Genomic DNA, 15,505 nt, shown 5'->3' with positions numbered 1-15,505 from the left:
GACCGCCGCCCCCGGCACCCGCTTCCGAACCGGCGCCGGCCAGGTTCCCCCCGTCCTGGCCGGCGCCTTCCGCATCCCGTGTGCCGGCCGCCCCGGGCCGGTGTTTGCCGAGCCCGCGGCGGCGGGTTACCGTCACCCGCATGACCGCCGATCCCGCCCGCGCCCGGGTGCGCCTGAGCGCCGAGGACCGGCGCGGGCAGCTGATCGGCATCGGACTGAGGCTGCTGGTCAGCCGGCCCATCCACGAGCTGTCGATACACGAGGTGGCCGCCGAGGCGGGCATCTCGCGCGGCCTGCTCTTCCACTACTTCCCGACCAAGCGCGACTACTACGTCGCGGTGGTCCGGGCCGCCGGGCAGCGGCTGCTGCGGCACACGCGCCTGCCGGACGAGGGCGGGCCCGAGGAGCGGGTGCGCGCCGTGGTCGAGGGTTTCACCGGCTTCGTGCGGCGCCGCCGCGCCAACTACGTGGCCCTGGTGCGCGCCGGAGCCGGCGGGGACGATCTGGTGGTGGAGGTGTTCGAGGGCATCCGCGCCACGCTGGCCGAGCGGGTCCTGACGGCGCTGGGCGAGCCCTCCCCCGATCCGCTGGTACGTCTCGCGGTGCGGGGCTGGCTGGCGATGGCCGAGGAGATGGCGATCGAGGCCGGGGAGGAAGTGGCGGCCGAGGAACTGGCGTGCTTCCTCGTGGACGGCCTCGGCCGGCTGCTCGCGCCTCTGGGCGCACCGCTCGCCCCCTCACGCTGACCGTCCCGCGCCCGCCGGTGCACGGAGGTGATCCGGACCACCCCACGCCCACGCTGTTGAGCACTGGTCAGTATGTTGGCTACGCTCGCCGTCGCGGCGACGCCGCCCGGGCACTCCTGACATCCCCGGCAGGGAGCCGGCCGCGAACTTCACCCAATCACCGCGGGCCCGGAAGTACACCGGACGCGTCACCGGGTCCGCCGGTCACCGGGGCTCTCCCCCACGAGGACGCGTACCCCGGCGTCCCACGCGGCGGACCGGCCGCCGGCCACGGGGGCCGGTCCGCCGGGGCACGGAACACGACGAGGACACAGGAGCACACGGCATGAGCACCCGTCAGAGAATCCTCATCACCGGGGCCAGCGCCGGGCTGGGCGAGCAGATGGCCCGCGAGTTCGCCGCCAGGGGCCGCGATCTCGCCCTGTGCGCCCGCCGCACCGACCGTCTGGAGCGGCTGCGCGAGGAACTGCTGGCCGCCCATCCCGGCATCACCGTCTCGGTACGCGCGCTGGACGTCAACGACCACGGCGCCGTCTTCGAGGTCTTCCGCGCCTTCCGCGCCGATCTGGGCTCGCTGGACCGGGTCGTGGTCAACGCCGGGCTGGGCAAGGGCCAGCCGATCGGCACCGGCCGCTTCGACGCCAACCTCCAGACCGCGCGGACCAACTTCACCGCCGCCCTCGCCCAGTGCGAGGCCGCCGTGGAGGTCTTCCGCGACCAGGGGGCCGGCCATCTGGTCGTCGTCTCCTCCATGAGCGCCATGCGCGGCCTGCCCCGCAACCTCACCACGTACGCGGCCAGCAAGGCCGGCGTCGCGGCCCTCGCCGAGGGCATCCGCGCCGAGCTGCTGCGCACCTCGATCAGGGTCACCACCCTCTTCCCCGGCTACATCGCCTCCGAGATGAGCGGATCGGCCGGCCGGACACCGCTGATGGTCTCCACCGAGAAGGGGGTGCGCGCCATGGTCAGGGCCATCGAGGCCGAGCGCGCCCAGGCGAAGGTGCCCGCCTGGCCCTGGGTGCCCATGGGCTTCGCCATGCGCCTGCTGCCCCTGGGCGTCGTGGCCAGGATGAGCTGAGGAAAGCCGCTCCCCGCCCCCGCCTCCCGGACCGGGCCCCGGTTCCGCCCGCCCTCCCCGGGCAAAACGGCGGCAGCGCCGGACCGCCGGACCGGAAAGCCCCGACAGCACATCGACGACAGGAGGGCAGCGATGCCGGTCATCCATCTGGTCCGCCACGGCCAGGCCACGTTCGGCGCCGACACGGCCGAGGGGTACGACGTGCTGTCGGACCTCGGACGCAGACAGGCGGAGGTCGCCGGCGCCGAGCTGGCCCGGCGTGCGCCGCGCGACCCGGTCGTGGTCTGCGGCACCCTGGCCCGGCAGCGCGACACCGCGGAGATCATCGCGAGAACCGCCGGGCTGTCCGGGACGCCGCGCACCGATGCGCGGTGGAACGAGTACGACCACATCGATCTCGTCGAGCGCTACGGCGGCGCCGCGCCCCAGGACACCCCCGCCGGCACGTCCGCCGACGCCTCCTACGGCTCACGCGGTGTCCAGGCGGCCCTCGACCGGGCCCTTACCGCGTGGATGGCGGACACGGGCGGGGGCGGCTGGCAGCGGTTCGCCTCCGGCGCGGCCGATGCGCTGCGAGGGCTGACCGAAGGACTGCGGCCCGGGCGCGACGCGGTGGTGGTCACCTCCGGCGGAGTGCTGGCGGCCCTGTGCGGGGGGCTGCTGTCCGCCCCGCCGGCCGGGATCGTGGCGCTGAACCGGGTCACCGTCAACGCCGCGATCACCACCCTCGTCGCGGGCTCCTCCGGCATCAGCCTGCTGGCCTTCAACGACCACGCGCACTTCGCCGGGGAGCGGCGCGCGCTGCTCACCTACCGCTGACCCGGTACCCGAAAGCCGCCCCGGCCGGACGAGGAGTCCGGCCGGGGCGGCGGCGTCACGGGACGGGCGCGGAAGGCGCAGGGGGCGGAGGAGCGCCTCCGTGCCCGCCGTGTCAGGACAGGCTCGCCAGCGCCCGGTTGAGGGTCTGCGACGGGCGCATGACGGCCGAGGCCTTGGCGTCGTCGGGGCGGTAGTAGCCGCCGATGTCGGCCGGGGAGCCCTGGACGGCGGCCAGCTCGCCGACGATCGTCCGCTCCTGCTCGTCCAGCTCCCGCGCCAGCGGGCCGAAGGCCTGCGCGAGCTCGGCGTCGTCGGTCTGCTTCGCCAGCTCCTGGGCCCAGTACAGCGCCAGGTAGAAGTGGCTGCCGCGGTTGTCGATGCCGCCGATACGGCGGGTGGGCGACTTGTCCTCGTTGAGGAAGGTGGCCGTGGCCCGGTCGAGGGTGTCGGCCAGCACCTGGGCCTTGGCGTTGCCCGTGGTCTGGGCCAGGTGCTCGAAGCTGACCGCCAGGGCCAGGAACTCGCCCAGGCTGTCCCAGCGCAGGTAGTTCTCCTTGACCAGCTGCTGGACGTGCTTGGGCGCGGAGCCGCCGGCGCCGGTCTCGAACAGGCCGCCGCCGTTCATCAGCGGGACGACGGAGAGCATCTTGGCGCTCGTGCCCAGCTCGAGGATCGGGAACAGGTCGGTGAGGTAGTCGCGCAGCACGTTGCCGGTGACCGAGATGGTGTCCTCGCCCCGGCGGATGCGCTCCAGGGAGAACTTCGTGGCCTCCACCGGCGCCATGATCTCGATCCGCAGGCCCTCGGTGTCGTGCTCGGCCAGGTAGGTGCGGACCTTCTCGATCAGCCTGGCGTCGTGGGCGCGGGTCTCGTCCAGCCAGAACACCGCCGGGGCGCCGGTGGCGCGGGCGCGGGTGACGGCCAGCTTGACCCAGTCCCTGATCGGGGCGTCCTTGGTCTGGCACATGCGGAAGATGTCGCCGGCGCCGACCGTCTGCTCCAGCACGACGTTGCCGTCGCCGTCGGTGACCCGGACGGTGCCGGTGGCCGGGATCTCGAAGGTCTTGTCGTGACTGCCGTACTCCTCGGCCTTCTGCGCCATCAGGCCGACGTTGGGCACCGAGCCCATGGTGGCCGGGTCGAAGGCGCCGTTGGCCCGGCAGTCGTCGATGACGGCCTGGTAGACGCCGGAGTAGGAGCTGTCGGGCAGGACCGCGAGGGTGTCGTGCTCCTGTCCGTCGGGGCCCCACATGTGGCCGGAGGTGCGGATCATGGCCGGCATGGAGGCGTCGACGATGACGTCGCTGGGGACGTGCAGGTTGGTGATGCCGCGGTCGGAGTCGACCATGGCCAGCTCCGGGCCCTCGGCCAGCTCGGCCTCGAAGGACTCCTTGATCTTCGCGCCCTCGGGCAGCGACTCCAGGCCCTTGAGGATGCCGCCGAGGCCGTCGTTCGGGGTGAGGCCGGCGGCGGCGAGGGTCTGACCGTACTCGGCGAAGGTCTTCGGGAAGAAGGCGCGCACCACGTGACCGAAGATGATCGGGTCGGAGACCTTCATCATGGTGGCCTTCAGGTGGACCGAGAACAGCACGCCCTCGGCCTTGGCGCGGGCGACCTGCTCCTTCAGGAACTCGCGCAGCGCGGCCACCCGCATGACGGCCGCGTCCACGACCTCGCCGGCGAGCACGGGCACGGACTCGCGCAGCACGGTGGTGGAGCCGTCGTCGCCCACCAGCTCGATGCGGAGGGCGTCGTCCTTGGCGAGGACCGCGGACTTCTCGGTGGAGCGGAAGTCGTCCACGCCCATGGTCGCCACGTTGGTCCTGGACTCCGCGGTCCAGGCGCCCATGCGGTGCGGGTGGGTCTTGGCGTAGTTCTTCACCGAGGCGGGGGCGCGGCGGTCGGAGTTGCCCTCGCGCAGCACCGGGTTGACGGCGCTGCCCTTGACCTTGTCGTAGCGGGCGCGGATCTCCCGCTCCTCGTCGGTCTTGGGGTCGTCGGGGTAGTCCGGGAGCGCGTAGCCCTTCTCCTGGAGTTCGGCGATCGCGGCCTTGAGCTGCGGGATGGAGGCCGAGATGTTCGGCAGCTTGATGATGTTGGCCTGGGGGGTCTTGGCCAGCTCGCCGAGCTCGGCGAGCGCGTCACCGATGCGCTGCTCCTCCTTGAGGTACTCGGGGAAGACCGCGATGATCCGCCCCGCCAGGGAGATGTCACGGCTCTCCACGGCGACGCCCGCCTTGGCGGCGTAGGCCCTGACCACCGGCAGGAAAGAGTACGTCGCCAGGGCCGGGGCCTCGTCGGTCTGTGTGTAGATGATGGTCGAGTCAGTCACCGGGTGCTCCGCTCCACGTCTGCAACATTGCTCGACATCAAGATATCCCGTGGAGGGCCTTCCCCCGAAAGTGCCCTGCCCCTTGTGGTGGCGCGAGCGCGCCACCACAAGGGGCAGGGTGGGGGGCGGGGCCACGGGGCCCGCAGTCCCGGTCGGCTCAGTAGGGCCCGTTGACGTTGTCGATCGAGCCGTAGCGGTCTGCCGCGTAGTTGCAGGCGGCGACGATGTTGGCGACCGGGTCGTACTGGCTGTTCGCCGTGCCCGGGACGTGGTAGGCGTCGAAGGTCGGCTTGATGACCTGGAGCAGGCCGATCGAGGGGGTGCCGCGCTGGGCGTTGATGTCCCAGTTGTTGACCGCGTTCGGGTTGCCGCCGGACTCGCGGATGATGTTGCGGTGGATGCCCTCGTAGGTGCCGGGGATGCCGTTGGCCCGCATGATGTCCAGGGCCTCGCGGATCCAGCCGTCGAGGTTGTCCGCGTAGGCCTTCGGCGAGGCCTGGGGCGCGGTCTTCTCCGCGGTCGGGCGGGCCTGGGTGCGGTCGGCGCGCTGCGGGGCGCGCTCCTGCTCTGCGCCGGAGGACCGGGCGGCCAGTCTCAGCTCCTGGCCGGGGAGGATCAGGTGCGGGTTGTCACCGACGGTCTCGCGGTTGGCGTCGTAGACCGTCTGCCAGCCACCCTCCACACCGTGGGCGGTGGCGATCCGGTGGAGGGTGTCGCCGGGGGCGACTGTGTGGGAGCCGGCGGCGGGCTTGCGCTCGGCCCCGGCCTTCGCTCCCGCCTTCACTTCGGACTCGCCGCCCGTCTGGGTGGCGGGGGCGCTGTCGGGCGCGCCGGAGTCCCGGGTGAGCCCGGCCGCCGGTCCGCAGGTGGGCCAGGCTCCCGGTCCCTGGAGTTCGAGCAGCTTCTCACCGGCGGTGATCTGCTCCTGCTTGGTGGCCAGGTCGGCGCGCGGCGCGTACTCGGTGCCGCCGGCCGCCTCCCAGCTGGACTGCGAGAACTGCAGACCGCCGTAGTAGCCGTTGCCGGTGTTGATGGACCAGTTGTCGCTGCTCTCGCACTCGGCGACCTTCTCCCACACCTCGGCGGAAGCCGCGTTCGCACTGCCGGCCGCGACCATCGGCGCCGCGATTCCCGCACCACCGGCCGCGGCGACCAGGGAAATCCGGGAGAACTGACGGGAAATCAAAGACTTGCTCGGACGACGGTGGCGACCACGAGACATGGGTGTGAGTCCTCTCCCACGCCTACGAGGTTAGCTGTCGGATTCGGGCTGGAGTTGCCCGGCCTTCCCGGGTGCTCGAGGGCACTTCGGGAAAGGCTTCACCCCAAGCCGGATCGCGGAAAAATCGCGGTCGCGGCACTTAACTCGGTTTCCCCGCTCCTGCCATGGTCGGCTGCGCTCCCTCCACCGGCCGGGCGGCAGGACTCGGCGTCCCGGCGGTGGAACCTCCGCGATGCGGCGGAGGCCAGGACACATAAACACAACCAATTCACAGAGACAAGGCGCTGGAAGAGCAAGGCCCTTCGCGCTGTCACCGAGTCGTGAATCATGAACACGGTCCGCACAGGATCTCGGCCGGATCACGACGCCCCGGGACAGTCGAGCACAAGTCAAATCTCCGGGTGACACGGAGAATCCGGGAGACAGGGGAACTGGATCTTCCCTCGAAGGGCAAGCAGGGCAATCGAAACTGTGACTCCGGTCACACGGCCGGAAAGAGGGTCCTTTACATCAACCTTTTCCAGACCAAGCAGCTTTAAGGCCCAGGAGTGTGCAAGGAGGCTGATTCCCCGGATTCCCACCCGCCTTCACCGCACGACCGGAACACTCCCCGACGGCTTCGGGGTCACCCCCGGCCCTCCGCGGCACCCCGCGAACAAGCGCGCGGCGCCGCACCCGTCGCCCACCGGATTCACCCGCCCCCCGCCGAACGGCGAAGCATGCGCGCCCCTCTTCACCGGGGGACCGAGAGGTCGAGGCGTGGTCAGCGGTGGGCCGTTGCGGTCAGGTGCCCGAGTGCGGCGCGGCCGGGCGGGCCCCAGGTGGGCTTGCCGCCGGGGCGGCCGTGGACGCCGGCGTCCCCGACGAGAAGGCGGGTGAGGGCCTTCGAAACCGCCCAGCCGCGGGCGCGGCGCGGGGTGGCCGCGTCCGGGGCCGGCCGATATGCGGCATGGAAGCGGTCGGCGGCGGCGTCCTCCCAGACTGCGCGGACGGCGTCCGGGCCGGGCACCAGTCCCGCCTCCGTGGCCGCGTCGAGCTGCCCGGCGAATCCCTCGGTACGGTCCGCCAGTGGTCCCCCGTGGTAGCGACCGGCTGGAGCCCCGGCGGGAGCGGGCCGATGGAGGGCGGTGAGGAAGGCGGCCAGGGCGTCGGCCGCCTCCGCGGCGCGCGTGACGGGCGCCCGGTCGACGGGCTCGCCCGGCACCCAGGTGGTGACGGTCCAGGGCCGCGGAAACCGCTCGGAGGGCTCACCCAGGCGGTGCGGGTACGGGGACCGGCAGCGGCAGGCTCGGGGCGAGTGCGGGCAGCCACGCGTACTCCTTGCGCAGCAGCTCGTCCGCGGACCTCGTCGCCCAGGGCAGCCGTACGGCGAGGTCGTCGCCGAGCCGCCACAGCCGGTTGTCCCAACCACGCGCGCCGAGCTTCAGCGGGCGGTCGGCCAGATCGGGGTGCTGGTCGCGCAGCAGGTCCCGGACCGGCTCCGCGGTGATCTCGATCTCGGTATGGGTCATGCGAAGGCACGCTAACCGCACGGGAGTCCGGCGTCTGCGACGCCCGGCCTCCGCGCCACCGCCCGACGGCGTGGAACTCACGGCCACCGGTCCCGGCACGAGGGCCAATGCCCGGCGGCACAGGACAATCGCCGAGGCAGACGGTCCTCAGGGAGCGTCCGCGTAGGCGAGGTGGGTGCCGCAGACGGTACAGCGGAAGAGCATGGCGGTCGCCCCCTCCCCCAGGTGGGTCAGGAAGCGCTCGGGTTCGTCCTCGTCGTGCCGGCCCTCGATACGCAGATCGGCCCGCAGCCGGTCGAGGGCATCGGGATGTGCCGCCAACCCGGCGTAACCGACCTCGCCCACGAAGGCGGCCGCGTCGTGACAGTGGACGAGCCAGCGCGGATCCTGCCAGGCGTGGAATCCGGGAGTGCGGCGGGTGACCTCGTGGACGACGTCCTCGCCGACGCCGTCGAGCCCACAGGAGTCGGCGAACTCCCCGGCGAAGCGTTCGGCCGCGCTCCCGTCCGCGATGCACCACGGGCAGAAGCGTCCGCCGACCTCGTCGGCGGTGTAGAAGGCCGCCGTGTAGATCCAGCCCGTGCCGCGGCCGCAGCACGCGCACGTCTCGGCGGACGCGCGGATGGAACCGCTCGCCAGGGGATCCGGGTGGTACCGGAAGAAGGGCAGGCCGGTACTCATCGCCGCTTCCCGATCCACGCTTCGGTGGCCACACCAGCTGATTCCACAGGGACAGTCTGTCCGCGAGGACGCCCGCGACCAAACGGCGGTTCCGACCCCCTGCCGGACATCGGGAACCCCGTCGGCCCCTTGCGTTTCGGGCACCGGCGATTCGGCCAACTCTCGCCTCTCGACGGAGGGCTCCCGCGCGGCGCTCGAGTGGTCGGCCCCTTGCCGAGCAAGGGGCCCGGCACGTCCGAAATCGAGCGCGCTCGGTTCCGTCGCCGCGTCGTTATGCCGTGCATCGCCGAGCCATCCGGGTGCGGTGCCGGCCCACAAGGAGAGACGCAGATGACGGTGACCAACGCCCCGACCACACGCACGGATACGGAGACGCCTCCCCCGCCACCACCGGCCACCATCACCTTCGAGGGCCAGCACGGCAAGAACCCCCTGGCGGAGGCCGGTTTCGGGGCGATGTGCCGGCGTCTGCCCGCCGTGCTCGGACACACCGCGCGCATGGCCTGGGCCGTCGACAGGTCCTGCGTCGTGCTCCTGCTGGCATGCCAGCTGCTGGCCGGCGCCACGGCCGCGACCGTCCTGGCGTTCACCGCGCAGGCCATGACCCACCTTCTGGGCACCGGCACCGCATCCGAACGCCTGCACGGCGCGCTGCCCGCCCTGGCCGTCGTGACGGCCGCCGCGGGACTCGGCCGGATCAGCGGCGCCCTGGCCTCCTACGCCGACGGGCGGATCACCCCGCGGCTGACGACCGAGGCGGACATCGCGCTGGTGGCCGCCGTATGCCGCGTGGAGGCCTCCGCGTACGGCGAGGACGGGTTCGCCGACCGGCAGGAGGCCGCCGAGGTCGGAGTCACCCGTACCCGGCTGATGGTGCAGGACGGCCAGCGGTTCATGGCGGCCCTCATCCGCATGACCGCCGCCGGCGGCGTCATCACCGCCCTGCACCCGATGATGCTGCCCCTGCTCCTGCTGGCCGTGATCCCCGCCGGCGTCGGCGCCGTGCTGTCCGCCCGCGTCGACTACGAGACCCACTACCTCAACGTCGGCGACCGCAACGTGCGCTCCATGATGCGCTGGTGGGCCACCTACTCCCGCTACGGCGACGAGGTCCGCGCCAACGGCATGACCGGCTACCTCGTCTACTGGTACCGCGCCCTGTCGGACCGGATCGACCAGCGCACCCTGACCGCCGCGCCCCGCATGCTGCGCATCACCCTGGCCACCAGCGCCCTGGGCGGCACGTTCCTGCTGGGCACCTGGGCCACCCTCGCCTGGCTGGCCACCACCGGGCGGGTGGCCCTGCCCGTCGCCGCCACCGCGGTCGTCGCCGTCCAGACCACCCTGGCCGCGCTCTCCCAGTTCGTCATCCACGGCGCCGCGATGTTCCACACCTCGCTCTACCTGGCCGACATGCGCTCCTTCCTCGACCTGGCCGCCGACCGCGCACCCCGGCGCGGCCAGGCTGCCATCCCCGACCGGGTGGACGAGATCCGGCTGGAGGAGGTCGTCTATCAGTACCCCGGCAAGGACGAGCCGGCCGTCAACGGCGTCTCCCTCACCCTGCGCCGCGGCGAGATCCTGGCCGTCGTCGGCGAGAACGGCTCGGGTAAGTCCACCCTGGTCAAGCTCATCACCGGCATCCTCCTGGCCGACGAGGGCCGCGTCCTGTGGGACGGCACCGACCTCGCCGCCGCCGACCCCGATGCGGTGTGGAAACGCACCGCCCTCGTCCCGCAGAACTCCGCCTGCTGGCCACTGCGCACCCGCGAGAACATCACCCTCGGCCAGCCCAGGACGTACGACGACGCCCCCGTGTGGGAGGCCGTCGACGCCGTCGGCATGCGCGAGGCGGTCGAGAAACTGCCCCGCCGGCTCGACACCCTCCTGGCCAGAGAGCTGTGGGGCGGCGCCGAACTGTCCGGCGGCCAGTGGCAGCGCCTGGCCTGCGGCCGGGCCCTGTACCGGCAGTCCCCCCTGCTGATCCTGGACGAACCGACCTCCCAGATGGACGCGCGCGGCGAACACCGGATCTTCCTGGAGACCAAACGCATCGCCGCCGAGCGCATGACCATCGTCGTCACCCACCAACTGGAGAACACCCGCCTGGCCGACCGCATCATCGTCATGCGCGAGGGACGCGTGATCGAACAAGGCCGGTACGAGGAACTGGCCGACTCCGGCGGCCTGTTCGCCGAACTCCTCGCCCTGTCCCAGGACCGGTGAGGAACGCGGCACCCCGGCATGACCTCCGCCGTAACACCGCGGCCCGGGGGAGCAAACACCACTGCTTCCCCGGCCGCAACACCCGGGCCGCCCGGCCACGGCCCATCCGACGGCCCATGCACCACACCCACCGCGACTCGCGGGTCGCCGGGATGCGGGGGCGTCCGGTCCGCGGCTCATCTCGGAGTTGTACGCGGCGTAGTCAGCACCGAGTCAGCACGGGAGTCGGCACCGCGCTCCCGAACCACACCCGAGCGGGGCAACTCGGACACCCTCCCGCCCGGCCCTGCCGGCCCCCGCGCGGGGCCGCCGGCCGCGCGCCCGCCCCGCAGCATGGCGGGCGCGCGCACCGCGGCGCGCGGAACTGTGGTGTCCCACCACATACGCCCGCGACCTGGGCTTTCCTACGGTGTGGCGGCACACGGACGTCCCCGTCGAGTGTCAGGAAGTGGTGCCGATGCCGTCACCCGCAAGCGCCCCGCCCACCCCTTCGAGCCTGAAACGCGTGGTCACCGCGTCCCTGATCGGCACCACCATCGAGTGGTACGACTTCTTCCTCTACGGCTCCGCCGCCGCGCTCGTCTTCGACAAGCTGTTCTTCCCCGAGTCCGACCCGCTGGTGGGAACGCTGCTGGCCTTCGTGACGTACGCGGTCGGCTTCGTCGCCCGCCCGGTCGGCGCGCTGGTCTTCGGGCACTACGGCGACCGGCTGGGCCGCAAGAAGCTGCTGGTGATCAGCCTGCTGATGATGGGCGGCGCGACCTTCGCGATCGGGCTGCTGCCCACCCACGCCCAGCTCGGCTCCGCGGCGGCCGTCCTGCTGACCGTGCTGCGGCTGGTGCAGGGTTTCGCGCTCGGCGGCGAGTGGGGCGGCGCGGTGCTGCTGGTGTCGGAGCACGGCGACGCGCGCCGGCGTGGCTTCTGGGCGTCCTGGCCGCAGACCGGCGCTCCGGCGGGCCAGTTGCTGGCCACCGCCGTACTGGCGGTGCTGACGGCGGTGCTGTCGGAGGAGGCGTTCGTCTCCTGGGGCTGGCGTGTGCCGTTCCTGCTGTCCGGGGTGCTGGTGCTGGTGGGCCTGTGGATCCGGCTGTCGGTCGACGAGTCGCCGGTCTTCAAGGCCGCTCTGGCGAAGGCCGAGGCGCGCAGGGCCGCCGAGGGTGCCGGGAACTCCGAGGGCGCGTCGGCGAAGGCGGAGACCATGCCGCTGCTGGCCGTACTGCGCCACCACTGGCGCGACGTGCTGATCGCGATGGGCGCGCGGATGGCGGAGAACATCAGCTACTACGTCATCACCGCCTTCGTCCTGGTCTACGGCACCAAGCACCTGGAGATGGAGAAGCAGGCGGTGCTCAACGCGGTGCTGATCGCCTCGGCCGTCCACTTCGCGGCGATCCCGGTGTGGGGCGCGCTGTCGGACCGGTGGGGCCGCAAGCCGGTCTACCTGCTGGGCGCGGCCGGGGTCGGTCTGTGGGCGTTCCCGTTCTTCTGGCTGATCGACACCGAGTCCTTCGGCGCGGTGCTGCTGGCGGTGACGGTCGGGCTGGTTCTCCACGGCGCGATGTACGCCCCGCAGGCGGCGTTCTTCTCCGAGCTGTTCGCCACCCGGGTGCGCTACTCGGGGGCCTCGATCGGCGCACAGTTCTCGTCGGTCGCCGCCGGCGCCCCGGCCCCGCTGATCGCCACCGCCCTGCTGGCGGACTTCGGGGGTTCGACGCCGGTGGCGCTGTACGTGATCGCCGCCGCGCTGCTCACCCTGCTCGCGGTCGGGGTCGCCAAGGAGACCCGGATGCGGGATCTGGAGCGGATCGGCGAGCCCGGTGAGCCGGGGAGGCGGGAGAGCCCGGGGAGGGTGCCGCCCCCGCGCGACGGTGTCTCCTCCTCCGCGGACGGCCGCTGAGCGGTGTCGCCCGCCGGCCGCCCCGAGGGACGGCCGGCGGGCGGTCAGCGGGCGACGGCGGCGGACATCCGGTACAGCCGCAGCGCGAGCTGTACCTCCAGGGCCCTCTCCGGGCACTGCCAGTCGCTCCCCAGCAGACGTCCGACCCGCTCCAGCCGCTGGGCCACGGTGTTGACGTGGACGTGGAGCACGTCCTTGGTGCGGGCCGGGCTGGAGCCGGAGGCGAAGTACGCCTCCAGGGTGCCCACCAGATCCGTTCCGCGGCGCTCGTCGTACTCCAGGAGCGGGCCGAGGGTGCGGTGGACGAAGCCGTCGACGTCCCGGCCGTCGGCCAGCAGCAGTCCGAGGAAGCCGAGGTCCCCGGCTCCCGCGCCCTCGCCGAAGCGGCCCAGCAGCCGGAGGGTGTCCAGGCAGCGGCGGGCCTCGTCGCAGGCGGCGGCCACCGCCGCCGGGTCGGCGGCGGGCGCGGGCACCGGCGGGGAGGCGCCGACGGTGACGGGGGCGTGGACGGCCGCGCCGAGCTGGGCGGCGACCTGCCGGGCCGTGCCGCCCGGATCCCCCGGGGTCCCGCCCCCCGCGGCGCCCTCTCCGCCGGCCAGCGGCAGCAGCAGGACGGTTCCGCCCTCGCGGGCGGCGGCCAGTCCGTGCCGGGTGGCGGCCAGGTGGGAGGCGGCCGACCACAGCCGCTGCCGGTCGGTGGTCTCGCGCTGTCCCGTGCCGCCGCCGGTGTCCAGCCGGGCGGCGAGGACGACGTGGGGGATGTCGAGGTCGGCGCCGAGCCGGGCGGCGCGCTCGCGCAGCAGCCGGGGGTCGCGGTCGGCCGCGTCCAGCAGGTCGTCCAGGAGTTCGCCGCGCACCCGCTGCTCGGCCTCGCCCGCCGAGCGGCGGGCCAGCAGCAGCAGTGAGGTGACCATGGCGGCGCGCTCCAGGGTGCGCTGGTCCGTGGGGTCGAGTTCGCGGTGGCCGCGCAGCACCAGCGCGCCCAGCAGTTCGCCGCCCGCGGAGACGGCCGCCACCCAGGAGTCGCCGTCACGCACCGCGTGGCCGTCGCGGCGGGAGCGCTCGACGGCCCGGGCGGGCGTGCTCCCGCCTCCTTCGGGTATCTCCGCGAACTCCACTTCCCCGTCCAGCACTTCGGAGACGGCGGCGGCCACGTCGTCCACGCCTTTGCCGCGCAGCACCAGTTCGGTGAGCCGGTCGTGGACCTCCGAGGAGCGTTCGATGGCGGCACTGCGGTCGCGGATGATGGCGTTGGCGGCCTCCAGTTCGGCCATCGCCTCGCGGGTCTCGGCCAGCAGCCGGGCGGTGTCGATGGCGACGGCCGCGTGGGCGGCGAAGGAGGCCAGCAGCGCGACCTGCTCGCGGTCGAAGACGCGGGGGCGGCGGTCGGCCGCGAAGAGCACGCCGATCACCTCGCGTCCGAGCATCAGCGGCACTCCGAGGATGGCCACCAGTCCCTCGTCGCCGACTCCGGAGTCGATGTTGCGGGTGTGCAGGAAACGCTCGTCTCGCATGTAGTCGTCGGTGACGTAGGGGCGGGCGGTCTGTGCGACCAGCCCGCCCAGGCCCTCCCCCATGCCCAGGCGCAGCTGCTGGAAGTGCGCGGAGACCGATCCCTCGGTGACGCGCATGTAGGTGTCGCCGGCCTCGGGGTCGTTGATGGTCATGTAGGCGACCTCGGTTCCCAGCAGGGAGCGGGCGCGCTGGACGATGGCACGCAGCACGTCGTCCAGCTCCCGCACCCCCGCCAGGTCGTGCGCCGTGGCGAACAGCGCCGTCAGTTCCGCCTCGCGCCTGCGGCGCCCCTCCAGTTCGGAGCGCACCCGCAGGGCGAGGAGCCGGGCGCGGTCCGCCGCGGGGGAGCCGTCCGGCCGCCCGGGCCGTTCGTACTCCTCGGCGGGCGCGCCGCGGGCGAGGAGTTCCAGGAACTCCAGGGGCACGGATTCGGCGGCGGGCTCGATGGCCGGTCCGGCGGCGGGCTCGGCCGCGTGGTGCTCGGGCATGGGCACAGGGATACCTGCCGGTGGTACGGGCGCGCCAGGGTCGGTGCGCGGGCGTGTGCGCCCGGCGCGCCGGGGCGTGGATCGTTTACGCCGGGGCGCGGGCCGGTTGCGCCGGGGCGCGGGTCAGTGCGCCGTCCAGCCGCCGTCCATCACCAGGGACGCGCCGGTGACGAAGGACGCCTGCGGACCGCACAGGTAGGCGACGGCCTCGGCGACCTCCTCCGGCTCGATCAGCCGCTTGACGGCGGCGTCGGCGAGCATGACCTCGGAGACCACGCGGTCGGCGGGGATGCCGTGGGCCTCGGACTGGTCGGCGATCTGACGCTCCACCAGCGGAGTGCGCACATAGGCGGGGTTGACGCAGTTGGAGGTGACGCCGTGGGCCGCCCCCTCCAGGGCGACTACCTTGGACAGTCCCTCCAGCCCGTGCTTGGCGCTGACGTAGGCGGACTTGTAGGGGGAGGCACGCAGCCCGTGGACCGAGGAGATGTTGACGATCCGGCCCCAGCCCCGGCCGTACATGTGCGGCAGGGCTCCGCGCACCAGCCGGAAGGGGGCCTCCAGCATCACCGTCAGCACGGTGCGGAAGACCTCCGGCGGGAACTCCTGGACGGGGCGGACCAGTTGGAGTCCGGCGTTGTTGACCAGCACATCGGTGCCGGCGGCGGCCCGCTCGGCGGCGTCGAGGTCGGTGAGGTCGAGGTGGACCGGCTCCAGGGTGCCGGGCAGGCCCTGTGCCCGCTCCGCGAGCCCTCGCAGCCCTTCGGCGTCCCGGTCCACCGCGCGGACCCCGGCGCCCGCGGCGGCCAGCCGCAGGGCGCAGGCCCTGCCGATGCCTCCGGCGGCGCCGGTGACCAGGGCGGTGCGGCCGGCGAGGTCCAGCGGCACGGCGGGGACGCCCGGGGCCGGGCCGGAGGCGGGGGACGGGGGGACGGTACGCGGGGTTCGCGGCGCGGTCATGGCCAGCACCCTAGGCAGCGGCCGCTCCCC

Annotated in this window: 10 protein-coding genes, 1 pseudogene and 1 riboswitch; of the genes and pseudogenes, 5 read left to right on the top strand and 6 right to left on the bottom strand. The window is 73.1% G+C overall.

What is annotated here, in order from left to right:
• The first annotated feature begins 140 nt into the window (after nucleotides 1–140).
• The 3 genes from ACW69E_RS06060 (at nucleotide 141) to ACW69E_RS06050 (ending at nucleotide 2,643) form a co-directional block, all read left to right on the top strand.
• The gene (locus tag ACW69E_RS06060; RefSeq protein WP_457497132.1) at nucleotides 141–746 is read left to right on the top strand and encodes a TetR/AcrR family transcriptional regulator; all 606 of its coding nucleotides are present in this window, start codon (nucleotides 141–143) and stop codon (nucleotides 744–746) included.
• A gap of 325 nt (nucleotides 747–1,071) precedes the next feature.
• Nucleotides 1,072–1,824: an SDR family oxidoreductase gene (locus tag ACW69E_RS06055; protein ID WP_457497131.1), complete on the top strand. Its 753-nt coding sequence runs from the start codon at nucleotides 1,072–1,074 to the stop codon at nucleotides 1,822–1,824.
• Nucleotides 1,825–1,956: 132 nt separating this feature from the next.
• Nucleotides 1,957–2,643 carry a histidine phosphatase family protein gene (locus tag ACW69E_RS06050; protein WP_457497130.1) on the top strand — a complete coding sequence of 229 codons (687 nt, stop codon included), beginning with the start codon at nucleotides 1,957–1,959 and terminating at the stop codon, nucleotides 2,641–2,643.
• A 112-nt stretch (nucleotides 2,644–2,755) separates the two neighbouring features.
• On the opposite strand, the gene ACW69E_RS06045 is transcribed toward ACW69E_RS06050, so the two are convergent.
• From ACW69E_RS06045 to ACW69E_RS06030, 4 genes and pseudogenes are all read right to left on the bottom strand, one after another.
• A complete protein-coding gene (locus ACW69E_RS06045) occupies nucleotides 2,756–4,975 on the bottom strand; it encodes an NADP-dependent isocitrate dehydrogenase (protein ID WP_457497129.1) in 2,220 nt (739 codons plus the stop codon).
• Nucleotides 4,976–5,132: 157 nt separating this feature from the next.
• A complete protein-coding gene (locus ACW69E_RS06040; protein WP_457497128.1) occupies nucleotides 5,133–6,092 on the bottom strand; it encodes a transglycosylase family protein in 960 nt (319 codons plus the stop codon).
• Nucleotides 6,093–6,203: 111 nt separating this feature from the next.
• Nucleotides 6,204–6,381, bottom strand: a riboswitch (cyclic di-AMP (ydaO/yuaA leader).
• A gap of 579 nt (nucleotides 6,382–6,960) precedes the next feature.
• A pseudogene (locus tag ACW69E_RS06035) lies at nucleotides 6,961–7,708 on the bottom strand (phosphotransferase).
• A 147-nt stretch (nucleotides 7,709–7,855) separates the two neighbouring features.
• Nucleotides 7,856–8,389 carry a CbrC family protein gene (locus tag ACW69E_RS06030; protein WP_457497127.1) on the bottom strand — a complete coding sequence of 178 codons (534 nt, stop codon included), beginning with the start codon at nucleotides 8,387–8,389 and terminating at the stop codon, nucleotides 7,856–7,858.
• A 330-nt stretch (nucleotides 8,390–8,719) separates the two neighbouring features.
• Here ACW69E_RS06030 and ACW69E_RS06025 point away from each other — a divergent pair, with 330 nt between their 5' ends.
• Together ACW69E_RS06025 and ACW69E_RS06020 are read left to right on the top strand one after the other, a co-directional pair.
• A complete protein-coding gene (locus ACW69E_RS06025) occupies nucleotides 8,720–10,615 on the top strand; it encodes an ATP-binding cassette domain-containing protein (protein ID WP_457497126.1) in 1,896 nt (631 codons plus the stop codon).
• A 457-nt stretch (nucleotides 10,616–11,072) separates the two neighbouring features.
• Nucleotides 11,073–12,512: an MFS transporter gene (locus tag ACW69E_RS06020; protein WP_457497125.1), complete on the top strand. Its 1,440-nt coding sequence runs from the start codon at nucleotides 11,073–11,075 to the stop codon at nucleotides 12,510–12,512.
• A 44-nt stretch (nucleotides 12,513–12,556) separates the two neighbouring features.
• Here the strand turns inward: ACW69E_RS06020 and ACW69E_RS06015 are convergent, their stop codons facing one another.
• A complete protein-coding gene (locus tag ACW69E_RS06015) occupies nucleotides 12,557–14,515 on the bottom strand; it encodes a helix-turn-helix domain-containing protein (protein WP_457497124.1) in 1,959 nt (652 codons plus the stop codon).
• Between the two features lie 123 nt (nucleotides 14,516–14,638).
• Nucleotides 14,639–15,475, bottom strand: a complete 837-nt coding sequence (locus tag ACW69E_RS06010; RefSeq protein ID WP_457497123.1) for a 3-hydroxybutyrate dehydrogenase — start codon at nucleotides 15,473–15,475, stop codon at nucleotides 14,639–14,641.
• Nucleotides 15,476–15,505: the final 30 nt, after the last annotated feature.

This window comes from Streptomyces sp. SS8 (genome assembly GCF_054072955.1).
The sequence above is the reverse complement of the archived record's forward strand: the minus strand, read 5'-3'. Positions and strand labels throughout refer to the sequence as shown.